The sequence below is a fragment of the Sphingobacterium sp. UBA7631 genome, from assembly GCF_002483935.1.
Lineage (GTDB): Bacteria > Bacteroidota > Bacteroidia > Sphingobacteriales > Sphingobacteriaceae > Sphingobacterium > Sphingobacterium multivorum.
Genome location: NZ_DLIX01000002.1, coordinates 721,603 through 736,257, shown reverse-complemented (window position 1 = coordinate 736,257; position 14,655 = coordinate 721,603). Strand labels below are relative to the sequence as shown.

The 14,655-nt window shown below is 40.4% G+C and carries 9 protein-coding genes; 5 read left to right on the top strand and 4 right to left on the bottom strand.

Features of this window, described 5'->3' with window-relative positions:
- Positions 1–75 precede the first annotated feature (75 nt).
- A complete protein-coding gene (locus tag B3P16_RS03145) occupies positions 76–2,811 on the top strand; it encodes a DNA gyrase/topoisomerase IV subunit A (protein WP_286841378.1) in 2,736 nt (911 codons plus the stop codon).
- A gap of 96 nt (positions 2,812–2,907) precedes the next feature.
- Here B3P16_RS03145 and msrA read toward each other — a convergent pair whose 3' ends face one another.
- Both msrA and B3P16_RS03135 read right to left on the bottom strand, forming a co-directional pair.
- Positions 2,908–3,423: a peptide-methionine (S)-S-oxide reductase MsrA gene (gene msrA, locus B3P16_RS03140; protein ID WP_070567226.1), complete on the bottom strand. Its 516-nt coding sequence runs from the start codon at positions 3,421–3,423 to the stop codon at positions 2,908–2,910.
- A gap of 151 nt (positions 3,424–3,574) precedes the next feature.
- The gene (locus tag B3P16_RS03135) at positions 3,575–4,606 is read right to left on the bottom strand and encodes a N(4)-(beta-N-acetylglucosaminyl)-L-asparaginase (RefSeq protein ID WP_070567228.1); all 1,032 of its coding nucleotides are present in this window, start codon (positions 4,604–4,606) and stop codon (positions 3,575–3,577) included.
- Between the two features lie 420 nt (positions 4,607–5,026).
- On the opposite strand from B3P16_RS03135, the gene B3P16_RS03130 reads away from it, so the two are divergent.
- The 4 genes from B3P16_RS03130 (at position 5,027) to B3P16_RS03115 (ending at position 12,136) form a co-directional block, all read left to right on the top strand.
- A complete protein-coding gene (locus B3P16_RS03130) occupies positions 5,027–6,253 on the top strand; it encodes an NlpC/P60 family protein (RefSeq protein ID WP_286841376.1) in 1,227 nt (408 codons plus the stop codon).
- Between the two features lie 8 nt (positions 6,254–6,261).
- A complete protein-coding gene (locus tag B3P16_RS03125; RefSeq protein ID WP_112374223.1) occupies positions 6,262–7,317 on the top strand; it encodes a dipeptide epimerase in 1,056 nt (351 codons plus the stop codon).
- A 122-nt stretch (positions 7,318–7,439) separates the two neighbouring features.
- On the top strand, positions 7,440–10,631 hold the full coding sequence (locus tag B3P16_RS03120; RefSeq protein ID WP_286841374.1) for a SusC/RagA family TonB-linked outer membrane protein: 3,192 nt from the start codon (positions 7,440–7,442) through the stop codon (positions 10,629–10,631).
- A 17-nt stretch (positions 10,632–10,648) separates the two neighbouring features.
- The gene (locus B3P16_RS03115; protein WP_286770999.1) at positions 10,649–12,136 is read left to right on the top strand and encodes a RagB/SusD family nutrient uptake outer membrane protein; all 1,488 of its coding nucleotides are present in this window, start codon (positions 10,649–10,651) and stop codon (positions 12,134–12,136) included.
- 54 nt (positions 12,137–12,190) lie between these two features.
- Here the strand turns inward: B3P16_RS03115 and B3P16_RS03110 are convergent, their stop codons facing one another.
- Positions 12,191–13,594, bottom strand: a complete 1,404-nt coding sequence (locus B3P16_RS03110) for a M14 family zinc carboxypeptidase (protein ID WP_286841372.1) — start codon at positions 13,592–13,594, stop codon at positions 12,191–12,193.
- Position 13,595: 1 nt separating this feature from the next.
- Positions 13,596–14,651 (bottom strand): S66 peptidase family protein, encoded by a 1,056-nt coding sequence (locus tag B3P16_RS03105; protein WP_286841371.1) that lies wholly within the window; start codon positions 14,649–14,651, stop codon positions 13,596–13,598.
- Positions 14,652–14,655: the final 4 nt, after the last annotated feature.

Below are 14,655 nucleotides of genomic sequence, written 5' to 3'. Positions count from 1 at the left end.
TGTATTTTTACACGTTCGAATAAAATATTATTTCGAACATTTCTGTATTGTACAATTTAATCTATTGCTGAGTAAATGAGTGACGAAACGAACTTCCCAACGGAAGATAATCAAGAAGAACTGGGATCAGGAAAAACAGAGAGCGGAAGTCAGACGATACCTTTATCAGGACTATACGAAAACTGGTTTTTGGACTATGCATCCTATGTTATCTTGGACAGAGCCGTACCACATATCAATGACGGTTTGAAACCCGTACAACGTCGTATCCTCCATTCCTTAAAGGAAATGGATGATGGAAGATATAATAAAGCTGCCAACGTCATTGGTAACACGATGAAATATCACCCACATGGTGATGCTTCTATCGGTGATGCCATGGTACAATTGGGACAAAAAGATCTCTTGATTGACTGTCAAGGTAACTGGGGTTTCCCAATTACGGGTGACTCTGCTGCTGCTCCACGGTACATCGAGGGAAGATTATCCAAATTTGCAAATGACGTTGTCTTCAATCCCGAAACGACTGAGTGGCAATTAAGTTACGATGGACGGAATCGCGAACCTGTCACCCTTCCTGTAAAATTCCCGTTATTATTGGCTCAAGGTGCCGAAGGGATTGCTGTTGGTTTAGCGACCAAGATTATGCCCCACAATTTCATTGAGCTAATTGACGGATCAATTCAGGTATTACACGGTGAACGTCCGAATATCTTCCCAGACTTCCCTACGGGTGGTATGGCCGACGTTTCAAATTATAATGAGGGGCAACGTGGTGGTAAAATCCGTGTACGTGCAAAAATTGAAGAACGCGACAAAAAGACGCTCGCAATTACAGAAATTCCATTTGGAACGACAACCGGCGGTCTGATTGAAAGCGTGGTTACCGCAAACGATAAGGGAAAAATTAAGATCAAAAAAATCGAGGACAATACAGCGGGAAATGTAGAGATCATTGTACATTTGGCTCCTGGAATTTCTCCCGATGTAACGATCGATGCATTATATGCCTTTACCGCCTGTGAAGTCTCTATCTCTCCTAACACCTGTGTTATCAAGGATGAGAAACCTCACTTTATGAGTGTCAACGACATTCTGACTGAAAACACAATAAACACCAAAAATTTATTGAAACGAGAATTGGAGATTCGTTTAAACGATCTTCAAGAAAAAATCTTCTTCAGTAGTTTATTAAAAATATTTATTCAAGAGGGGATGTACAAGCATCCGGATTATGAAAATGCAGGTGACTTTGAGGTTGTTGTGCAAGTTCTGAATCGCTTGTTTGAACCTTTCTTCGATCAATTTTACCGCGAGATACGTCCAGAAGATTACAAAAAATTGATCGATAAACCAATGAGTAGCATTACACGTTTCGACGTTAAAAAAGCGGACGAAATGATGAAAACACTCGAAAATGAGATCAAAGAAGTCAAGCGTCATCTACGTCAATTGACGGAATATGCCATTGCATGGTTTGAGAAATTGCGTGATAAATATAGTAAAGACCGCGAGCGTAAAACTGAACTGCGGGTATTCGACAAAGTAGAAGCGACCCAAGTTGCGCTAGCAAATACCAAACTATATGTCAATCGCGAAGAAGGATTTATTGGTTCGGGAATGAAGAAAGATGAGTTTGTATGCGACTGTTCGGATATCGACGATATTATTGTATTCCGCGAAGATGGCAAATATGTTGTCAGTAAAATTCAGGATAAAGTATTTGTTGGAAAAGGAATTATCCACGTTGCTGTTTTCAAAAAAGGTGATGAACGGACAATCTATAACGCCATCTATAAAGAAGGTGAAACTGGAACCAGTTTTATCAAACGTTTCTCGGTAGTAGGAGTTACGCGAGATAAGGAATATGATGTGTCCAAGGGATCCAAGGGCTCAAAAATCCTGTATTTCACAGCCAATCCCAATGGTGAAGCGGAAGTCGTTAATATACAGCTTAAACCGCACACAAAATTGCGTAAGTTGAATTTTGACATGGACTTTGCCGAGATTGCAATCAAGGGCCGTGCTTCACAAGGAAACATTGTATCAAAATATCCTGTCAAAAAAATCAGCTTTAAAAGCTCTGGAGTCTCCACACTAGCAGGACGAAAAATATGGTACGATACCATCATGAAACGTCTAAACGCAGATGAGCGTGGACAATACCTTGGCGAGTTTGACGGCGACGACAAGATATTAGTAGTCCTTTCGGATGGTAGCTACGAATTAGCAAACTTTGATCTAAGCAACCACTTCGACGAGAAAATGATCCGGATCGAAAAATATTATCCAGACCATATCTATACAGTCGTGCATAAGGACGGCAAGAGCGGAACGTACTTTGTCAAACGTTTTAAATTTGACGATCAGCCTATTGGAAAACGTATTTCCTTTATCAATGAAGATGCAGGATCCAAACTGATCCTGATGAGTAATGCAGCTGAACCGATGGTCAAATTGGAGATTTTAAAAGGCAAATCCCAAACGGAAGAAACCCTTGATCAACCTTTGACTGAAATTATTGACGTAAAAGGAATAAAAGCGCAAGGAAACCGCCTATCTTTCCATACCGTAAAATCGGTTATACTATTGACAACGGATGAAGATTTAAGTCAAAAAGATAAAGAAAAGGCAGCCGAATCAAGTACTGATACCACAGAACCAACAGTTGATAGTACGACGACAGAAGTTGACAGTTCCGTGAACGAAAAAGAGGTCGAGTCAACCGAAAAAAATGACGACATCAAATTGGAGATCACCAATCCAAATGATATTCAAATCGATGATAAAGGACAGATGGAAATGTTCTAACTCATATTAAATACACAAAAAAAGCTCGAATAAATATTCGAGCTTTTTTTTGGGATACAACACCTTAAATATTGTCTTTTTAAAAATATTGTCTTTTTAAGCTTTAAATTCTTTTAGGAATTTTTGAAGTTTTGGAGCAATGACTACTGAACAAAATGGATTTTCAGGATGATCATTGAAATAATTATGATGATAATCTTCTGCCAACCAAAATGTAGACGCAGGTTCTACCGCTGTGACAATAGGGTCCTCGTAAACATCCTCATTTTCCAATTCATCGATAAAATTCTGTGCTAAGATCTCTTGTTCTTCATTATGATAAAAAACAACTGATCGATACTGCGTACCCACATCGTTACCTTGACGGTTTAATGTTGTCGGGTTATGGGTCTTAAAGAAGATTTTCAAGAGATCTTCGTAATTCACCAGCTCTTCGTCATATTCTAACTCGACAACCTCAACATGATCAGTTGTCCCCGTACAGACCTGCTCATAAGTCGGCTTATCTACATGTCCCCCCATATAACCAGGTAATACCGATGTTACCCCTTCAGTGTTTTGGAAAATAACTTCTGTACACCAAAAACATCCTCCTCCAAATGTTGCTTTCATACTTTTATAACCTTGCGTATTTTACTCTTACTTTTATAAACCTATAGCCGATGCATCAGCTGCGGCTATAAGTTTAGACAAATATAATGATTAATCGACAATGATATACCTTGCTATCATCGCTCCTCGAACCCGTAAGCCCCTATTTTTACTATTTATAGTAGTGCTTTCCTTTAATCAATAAATCTTGTTGTTTACTGTCACAAACCGCATAGGAAAAACCTTGTTGTAGCGCATAGGCACCATATTCCCCTTTTTTATTAATTGCTAAGAATCCAACTTGGATTTCCTTTGCAATTGCAGGCTTCTTCTTAACGATACGCATAACAGCTTCCTTACAGGCATCTTCGGGAGAATAACCCTGACGCATCAATTCGACTACCAAAAAACTACCTACATTTCGGATAACTTCTTCACCAACTCCGGTCGAAGTAGCACCCCCAACTTCATTATCGACATAAAGTCCGGCTCCAATAATAGGGCTATCTCCTACCCGACCATGCATCTTGAAAGCCATACCACTCGTGGTGCAGGCTCCAGAAATATTTCCATTGGCATCCAACGCCAACATACCGATCGTATCGTGGTTGTATTGATTTCCCGGCAAACGTTCTGCGGCAAAAGATTGGTTTTCAATATTGGCTACAGGTTTGTATTTTTTCTCTTTCAACCATTCCTTCCAGGCCTTTTCACCTTCCGGGGTCAGTAGATTTTCTTCCTTAAAACCATTTTCTAACGCAAATTGCAATGCGCCTTCGCCTACTAGCATGACATGGGGTGTTTTTTCCATAACCAGCCGTGCTACAGATATTGGATGTCCAATTTTTTCCATTCCGGCAACAGCACCGCAGTTACCATCCGCATCCATGATACAAGCATCAAGTGTGACGTGACCGTCGCGATCGGGATAACCACCTTTACCCACTGTCATATTCTTGAGATCAGCCTCGGGTACACGCACACCTTGTTCTACCGCATCCAATGCCTTGCCTCCTTTGGACAATATTTCCCAAGCGGCTTTATTTGCTGCGATCCCAAAGTCCCAAGTTGAAATTACAATAGGGTATTTTTTAACACTGCCTTTTGCTGCAATCGTCAATCCTTTCGCATCAAATGCGGTTAATGTCCCCATTGTCGTCGCAGCAATCAAACCTTGCCGAATAAAATCACGTCTTGAACTCATTTCCTTATTACTATTTTATAAAACTATCGCTATTTATTAATCCGGCAAAAAACAATCATTAAAACTGCCTTCAGTCTACCGAATACAAGAAATTTTCATCATTGACTGTACAAGAGCATCACTTTCTTTTCTAGCATATTACACTATCTTGCATCAGATCTCCCCCAAACCTACTTCGTCAATATCCGCTGTAAAATGTTATGCTACATTTTTACAGCTTCGCCGTAAACGGAAGAAGAATGTTGCCGTCACAATCAATAAGCAATATTACAAAATGGTTTTAGCAAATAGATGATTTAATTAAAATTAAACCTAAACATTCGTTTTTTAGCAACATAACATCAAAATCACTTAAAAATCGACAATAAAAATTGACTTATATTATGAATTAATCCTATCTTTAGAAACAAACTAATTCGCATGAAAAACACTCTTAAATTCGCTATTTTAGCTTATGCAAGCCTTATAGGGGTTGAAAGCAGTCAGGCGCAGCAGCTAGATTCCACGACTTATTTCACGATCAAAGAGTTGCAAGAAAACGTAAAACGTGAATTTGCTCCCGATAAAAGAACCAAGATCGTGGCCATCCAGAAAGCGGATATAGCACAGAACCAATATGTGCTCGAAACAACTGAAAAAGATGCTAAATTCGTTTTAGAGCAAAAGGCAAAAGATATATCAGCCAATATTCAAGTACAGCTCTTGCCCGATGCAAGTGTAGGCGAAAAAACGACTGGAGTAATCAGACTCTCCGTCGCAAATATGCGCACATTTCCAGATAATGCTGCCGAGCTGACTAGCCAGGTTTTATTAGGAACGCAAGTTGACCTTCTGCAAAAAAAGAGCGGTGACTACCGTGTCCGTACACCCGACGGCTATATCGCATGGGTTCCTAGTTCGTCTATTGAAGCCATGGACAAAACCATGCTGGCCAATTGGCGACAAGCGGAAAAAGTGATTTATACAGCTGAATTTGGAAAATCATATTCTGAACCCAATGAAAAAAGCCAGCGGGTATCTGATCTCGTTTATGGTGACATCCTTCAATTGAAAGGACAGAAAGGCAATTTTTATGAAATTGCCTATCCGGATGGACGTTTAGGTTATATTAAAAAATCAGAAAGTCTAACCTTAAAAAATTGGTTTGAAACACGCCAACCTACGGCGGAAAATATTATTGCCAGTGCAAAAACAATGTTGGGTCTACCCTATTTATGGGGTGGGACATCAGTAAAAGGCGTAGATTGCAGCGGTTTTACTAAAACAAGTTTCTTTATGAACGGCTTCGTAATTCCGCGAGATGCATCGCAACAAGTACTTGCAGGTGAAAAAATCGACATTTTAGATCAAGATGGGCATTTCGACCCTGAGAAAGCACTTAAAAATCTGAAACCGGCAGACTTATTATTCTTTGCGGCAGGCAAAAATAGCAATCCTAATGCCCGTGTAACACACGTTGCACTCTATATCGGCAATGGAACCTTTATTCATGCTGCAGGCTTGGTACGGATCAACAGCATGCTAAAGGACGCGGCAAACTATGATGATTTTCAAACCCGAACTGTGGTTGCTGCACGCCGTTACCTCGGAGTTCACGATAGCGCAATACAGAAAGTCGTTGAAAACAATTATTACAACAATAAATAAACATAGCGATGAGCAATCAATCTGAATGGATTAGTAAAGATTTTGGGGCCTTTAAATTAAGGTTTCGGCCTTACACGCTAACTTTGCGCCATGTCTTTACAGTAGCTTCCTTTAGCCGAAGCACAACACCGGTTGTATTGACCGAATTAGAGTATGATGGCGTTATCGGTTATGGCGAAGCGAGTATGCCACCCTATCTTGGCGAGTCACAAGATAGCGTGATTTCGTTTTTGAATCAAATTGATCTCACAGGTTTTAACTCACCTTTTCAAACCGAAGAGATTCTGCATTATATTGATCAGCTTGCTTCGAAAAACACGGCTGCAAAAGCGTCCATTGATATTGCCCTACATGATATCCTTGGTAAAATTATGAACCAGCCCTATTATAAAATCTGGGGGTTAAATCCTGACCTTATCCCACCGACGTCCTACACCATCGGAATCGATACAGAAGAAATGATCCGCCAAAAAGTTGCCGAGGCTGATCAGTTTAAAATTTTAAAGGTGAAGCTGGGGCTCGACACCGACAAAATGATTATTGATACCATCCGTCAGGTTACCGATCGACCATTATGCGCCGATGTGAACCAGGGTTGGAAAACACGTGAAGAAGCCTTGGAGATGGCGTATTGGCTTGCAGAAAGAAATGTTTCTTTCTTAGAACAGCCTATGCCTAAAGAGCAGATCGATGATAATGCTTGGTTGACAGAACATAGCCCAATTCCCACAATCGCCGACGAAGGATGCCAACGACTGGTCGATGTGCCGGGTTTAAAGGGGGTTTATTCGGGTATTAACATTAAACTGATGAAATGCACGGGCATGCGCGAAGCGAAGCGAATGGCAGAACTTGCTCGTTCTTTGGAAATGAAAGTCATGATCGGCTGTATGACAGAAACTTCTTGCGCTATCAGTGCAGCGGCACAACTTGCACCTTTAACAGATTGGGCAGATCTAGACGGTGCTTTATTAATTGCAAATGATATATACGACGGCATGACCGTGGTAAATGGCAATTGCCTTCTCCCCGACCGTCCGGGAATTGGAATTGTAAGAAAATAACCCTATATTCAGTGCAATGTTTTTTTCTTAAAGAAAAGATTGCACTGAATTGCTATCGCAAGTTTGACCAACACTCGACAGCACCAAAATATTAACAACTAAATTAATCAATTCACACTTTTATGAAACAACATGTGCTCACAACGTTGTGTCTCATAGCCTGTAGTTCGATGCAGTCTTTATATGCACAACAGATCCAAATTGCTGGTAAAATAACAGACAGCAACGGAAAACCAATTAGCGGAGTTACAATACAAGTAAAAGACGCAAATCAGGGAACTTCAACCAACGAGAATGGCTCATTCACCTTAACTGCAAATGCTAATGCTACGCTAACGATTTCTGCTGTGGGATATAAACCACAAAAAATCCAAGTGAATGGCCGAAAAACGATCAGCATCTCCCTCTCTGGTAATGAACAAGCATTGGATGAAGTTATGGTCGTCGCTTATGGTACCGCTAAAAAAAGTACCTATACGGGTTCGGCGGCAACTGTAAAAGCCAAAGACATTGATAATGTTCCTGTCACTTCATTTGAAGGCGCTCTCAGCGGACGTGTTGCTGGACTTACTGTATCAACTCCCTCAGGCCAAGCTGGATCTACTCCAAGTATACGTATTCGGGGTATCGGTTCTATGAATGCCTCCAATGAACCATTATATGTCATCGACGGAGTTCCTGCAAACTCGGGTTCAGGCGGGCAGATGGGCGATTACATCTACACCTCCAATAATGTCATGGGCAATTTAAATCCCGATGATATCGAAACAATTACAGTACTGAAGGATGCTGCAGCATCATCTTTATATGGCTCTAGGGCAGCTAATGGTGTCATCCTAATTACGACAAAAAAAGGAAAAACAGGAAAGCCTACAGTAAATTTTAAGAGCTCACTTGGTTTTACGCCTACATGGGCAACAGACAATTATGAGACCGCGTCACCTCAAGATCAGGTCAATATGCTCTATCAGATCTTTTATGACTATCGCACCTCAAATGGAAAAACTGAAGCGGAGGCCAATACTTATGCTTTAACGCAGCTGAATAATAAATTCAATAAACACGGTTATCGTTTTGAAACCAATGGCACCGGACGATATGACAATGTGAGTATACTGGGCATGACTGACGGTATTGAAAACAGAGAGGGCAAATATTACGATTGGGATAAGGCATTGTTCCGTACCGGTATTTATCAAGACAATAATCTTTCACTTTCAGGAGGAACTGATGCCACAAAGTATTTTTCTTCTTTAGGTTATACAACAGATAAAAGCCGGATCCGAGTCAATGATTTCGAACGTATTTCAGGACGTTTGAATTTAACACAAAAAATAGTTGATAATCTCGAGTTTGGAACAAATATTAACATTGGCCACAACAAAAAAAAGGGATTTAATGACACTAGAAATACCGGATCAAATTATTTCCTTCAATCCCGAAATCTGTTATGGCCTCTATATTGGCCGACAAACTATAAAACTGGAGAGGAGTGGACAGATCGTTACGGTAGCTATGCTTACAATGCGGACTATTATGACAAACAGTGGGACAACAGCTCCAAAACAAACAAATTAGGGGTTATCAGCAACTTAACCTGGAATATACTACCCAGTTTAACAGCCAAGACTGTATTCTCATATGATTACACAGACATGAAGGACTACCTATATTATAGCGCCAAGCATTTCAATGGCGTCAGTGATGGTGGGGTCGTTCACCAGTTTAACACCAATATGTTAAAACTGGTCAGCTCCAATACCGTCAATTACAACAAATCCTTCGACAAGCATAACCTGAATTTATTAGCTGGTTTTGAGGTTGAGAAGAATAAGACGGATTTCATGCGCACAACAGGAAGAGGCCTGGGATCTGCTGAGCTGCCTTATATTTCGTCTGCGGGTAAATTTGAGGCCAATGCATATAGTTGGGGTTATAATCTAATGTCATATCTCGGAAGAGCCGAATACAACTATGACAACACCTATTTCTTAGCAGCGTCTTACCGCCGTGATGGTTCGTCTAAATTGGGACCTAAAAACCGATGGGGAGACTTCTGGTCTGTATCAGGTGCATATAGCTTAAAAAATCTACCTGCTTTTAAAGAAAATGATGCGATCAATACCTTACGTCTTAAAGCCTCATACGGTATTAATGGTACATTGCCCAGTGATAATTTTGGATGGAGAAGGCTTGTATCTTTCAACAACTTTAACTACAAAGGCCAGCCTGGCGGAAATCTGGTATCAAATCCCGACCCGGACATCACCTGGGAAACGTCCTATACCACCAATGCGGGGCTGGAATTTGGCTTCCTAAAAAATAGGATTACGGGATCGGTAGAATATTTTAACAGAACATCCAAAAATCTGTTACAGGACGTCCCTACATCACAAACGACGGGATTTAGTACTGTATTAAGAAATGTAGGTCAGATCAACAACAAGGGATTAGAAATTGAATTGGCTGGCGATATCATTAAAAAAGAAGATTTCAGATGGAGTGCCAACGTAAACGCCGCATTTATCACCTCTAAAGTCCAAAAACTTAACGACAAACAAGATATCATCTGGTATGATCCTACAGGGTCAGTCGGAAATGACACAAAAGGGAGCGGGGACGCGAGGGCCCAATTTATCTATAGAGAAGGACAGTCCACACTAGCTTTTTATGGTTATGAATGGGCTGGTGTAGATCAAAAAAATGGAAAAAACGTTTATTATACTAACAATAACCAAACTGGTACTGATATTTTCGATTATAACGGACGCAATGCGACTTACGATTTCAATAAAGCGGACTATACAATCATTGGAAATGGTGTTCCAAAAGTCAGCGGTGGTTTAAATACAGATTTCGAATATAAAAATTTCAATTTGGGCTTCAATTTCATTTACAAAATTGGTGGAAAGCTCTACGACGGTGCATTCAAGGATGTTGCCGATGACGGTTATTATTGGGAAAGAATTCGCTCCGAGTATGCATTTGAGCATATGTGGACAGATAACAATACTGGAGGTACGCTACCAAAATTAGATGGCAATGACTTAACAGACCCTCAAAAATACAGCTCAAGACAATTGCATGATGCTTCCTTTCTAAGATTAAAGAACATCAACTTTGGTTATAGGCTACCTAAGAACTTCCTAAATAAAGTCGGATTCAGCAACGCGCGTGTCTACTTTAATGGCACGAATCTATTGACTGCATCTAAATATAAAATTGCGGATCCTGAAGTCGGTCAATATTCAACTCGCGGATGGGAAACACCAATTGGGAAAACCTACACATTTGGAATTGAACTAGGTTTTTAATGCTTAAATTTTATACAATGAAAATATTCAAAATATCCATTATAGCAGCTGCTCTATTGACGTCGTTCAGCAGCTGTAAAGATTTCCTGGATGTCGAACCTGGAAATTCAATTGACGCAAATACGGGATTCAATAGCGCAAGCGATGCCCGAAACAGAATCAATGGACTTAGCCGGCTTATCGCTTCGTCCAGCTATTACGGTCGAAATTTCGAACTCTATGGTGAAGTTAAAGGCGGCGATCTCACCGTCTATTCACAAGGAAGAGGTTTGGATCAATTGTATTCTTTCAATCAAGATGCCGAAACCAACAACTTCGGTGGCTTCTGGTCCCAAATCTATAATTGTATCGCACAGACAAATGATGTTTTGGAAAAAATAGACAAAGTTGATGCTGCTTCCAAAGCACAATATGCGAATGCACAAGGGCAATTATTGACGTTACGTGCATTGTTTTATTTTGACCTCGTCAGATTATATGGCAAATCGTATACACACGACAAAACTTCCAAAGGGGTGCCAATTGTGATCAGTTCCGCATTATACAGCAACAAACCTACCCGCGCCACTGTAGAAGAAGTCTATACACAAATCTTAAAAGACCTCAAGGCTGGCCAAGAGCTGCTAAGCGCAAATAAGAAGCCAGACAATGGTTATATCAACTATTATGCAAATTTGGCTATTCAAAGCCGTGTCTATCTGACTATGGCAGATTACGAAAATGCTTATCAGAAATCCAACGAGATCATTACCGACAATGTATATAAATTGTATGAAAATGAAAAGTGGGCAAGTTCATGGGCAAGTATGTATGGCAGTGAATCTATCTATGAACTCGGCATCAACGAAGGCGAGGCAGATCTTGGAACGGCTAGCTTAGGCTATTACCTCATGCGGAGAACGGGTGGTCAGGGCGGTATGTTTTACGCCAGTGATTATTATTTGAATCGATTAAAGGAAGATACCGGCGACGTCCGCTGGGCAATTTTAGGTCGTGATGAAAGCTCAGCTACCCGTATGGGAGCAGTATATAAAAACTTAGGCAGCGTCAACACCAACACATCGCTCCCTTTAAATTCATTGGGAGATAAAGGAAATACCAATAACACGGCAGTTAATATCAAGGTCGTTAGACTGTCGGAAATTTATCTTATTGCTGCCGAAGCTGCATTAAAAAAACCGACATCTGACCCTACAAAAGCTGCTGGATTCTTAAACGCTATCAGCAAACGTTCTCCAAATCGTGTGGCATTTACTGCTGGCTCCATTAGTGAAGATGCTATTCTAAAAGAAAAAAGTAAAGAATTGTTTGGGGAAGGACATCGTTATTGGGACATGATCCGTCTGAACAAAAAGATTACTTTCAACGACGATTTTCAGGGTTTAACAATCAAAACTCGGCCAAAAGAAATTGATCGTACGTTTGAAAAATATATATTACCGATTCCGCAATCTGAGATAAATGCCAACCCAATACTAAAAGATCAACAAAATTCGGGTTATTAATTTCAATAAACAAAAAAGGTCATTCTAGAATGACCTTTTTTGTTTATTGAAAAGCTAATAGACACAATTTTTATAATTCAAATCCTGACTAGCAACGGCAAGGTCGAGGACATAACCATTGATTATGGCGTACCTGATATCTTCGTCCGTACCAATAAAAAAATTTGCCATAGAACCTAGTTTAGGCAGTCTCTCAGACAAGAAATTTTCACTGGACACGATATTAATCGGAAAATGGTGCAATTTACCAGCAGTTTCGCCATCCTTAATATGAACCGTGGCTATTCCTTTACGCAATAGACCCTGAATAAGGTTGTGATCCAATTGGTTAATTAGAAGTGCATTATCATATTTCTTAGCGGGGATAAACTTAAGTCTCGAAACATCTAGATCTAGATATCCATAAAAATCCTGCAGATCGCCAATATCCTCGAATACCCCCACTACACAATAGTCAGATCCTATCGTCTTTTCATTTTGCCGAATGGCAATATCAACAACAATTTGGGCTCCATCCTGCTCAATGGTCAAATTTCTCAGTAACACATCATGGAGCTTTTCATCATTGATGGGAATCGTATCGTAATCGGTAATCGAATACTGTTCAAAGGATTGGTCAGCAATCTCCTCAAATGCTTTTAACAATGCGACGAAATTACATTTTCTGACCATCATTTTTTCGCTATCACCTACATAAGCTCCTGATTCAATTAAAACAGTACGAACTCCCCATTTTTGAAAGTTATCGCCAAAGCCACGTGGTGTATGTTCATCGTCATACTTTGCGACCGCATCGGGTACAACCTCTTGAAGGATCTTATTTATTCCCACAATTACACGCATGGCATCCGCCCGAGTTGCATTGATATTCCGCGCATAATCATAAGCTGGGGCCAACAAGGAAATTGCCACTGGCGTATTTGTCCCAGGAATATTGTAGTAATTGTTTTGGTTGTGCAGGTTAAAGGCAAAATCAGGGTTTAACAACATGGCTTGCTTCTTCAATAGGGCTCCCTCTACAGTTGCAGTAGCCCGAGCGTCCCTGTTCATATCCACATCCATTGCCGTCCTACGTTGAAACCGCTCAGTACCATCTGGGTTTAGCATCGGAATAAAATATAGGGTCAATTTTGATGCTATCTCATTTCGATATGCATCAAAACCATCATCTTTACCTCCAAAGAAATTAAACAGATCAAATAATGCCATTGTCGCTGTAGGCTCATCACCGTGCATTTGTGACCATAAAAGTATTTTGATTGGCCCTTGACCATATTGTAACCGATAGATCGAACGGCCTTCACTTGATTGACCAATTTCCGTTACAGCAAGGTGTCCAGCGCTGCTGATATTTTCCAATAACGGTAATATATCGGCATGTTTAAATCTTCTATGCATCAAAGCCCTTTCTTCATACAAAGAAAAGGCTTTGATTAAATCGTTCTTTACTAATTTCATATTAATCTCTTAATGCAGGCTCCATTAAGGCAATTGTTCCTAGAGAAGCATCCACATGAACTTTTGCACCTACGGGTAAGATAAACTGTTCGGCAATATGCCCAATGACTGCCCCTGTATAAGCCGGAATTTTCAAAGGTTTGATATAATCATTGAACAGTTGATCAAGTGTTACGGATCCATAGCCAGCAGATGGTTTGCAATTGGTGCACTTGCCAAAAATAAAGCCCTTAATTACGCCTAATATACCCGCATTTTTCAATTGACAGAACATCCGATCTACCCGTTCCATATCTTCGTCTACCTCTTCAATAAAAAGAATTTTATCTTTAAAGTCCGGCAGATAAGGTGAACCACATAATCCGGTCAATACGGTCATATTCCCACCCAACAATATTCCTTCTGCTATGCCAGGATGAATTGTTGCTATTCGGTCTTTGGTCTGTACAATGGTATCCCCCTTCGACTTGGGATTCTCAAATATCGCTGGCTGATTGGCAACAAACTGGGCTTTGAAAGCCTCTGCAAGTTTTTTAGTCCACGTGCTGATACCAACTGCTCCATGAAATGTAACTAGTCCTGTCTTGGCATACAAGGCCAAAATAAGCGCCGTTATATCTGAATAACCCAATAGAATTTTGGGGTTATCGGAAATCAGTTTATAATCTAGCCGATCCAAAAGGCGCGAAGTACCGGATCCGCCCCTGATACAGACAATCGCTTTGACAGTCTTATCTGCAAACATATCGTGTATGTCGGCAATACGCTCCTGATCTGTACCGGCCAAATTACCGTAGCGACTGCGAATATGTTTACCTTCTTTTACTCTAAAACCCAGTGTCTCGAATATTTCACGCGCAATGCTAATGGACTCTTCCTCATCCAATACACCTGCAGGTGTAATTAAACCTATGGTATCCCCCAATTTTAACCTCGTTGCAAGCAAAGCCGCTTGGCCGTACAACTCATTTTTGTCTCCGGTTGGCAATCCCATTCCCGATACAGGAATAGACAACATGCTTAAAGCAACCGATTTTAGAAAGGCTCTTTTTTCCATTGTT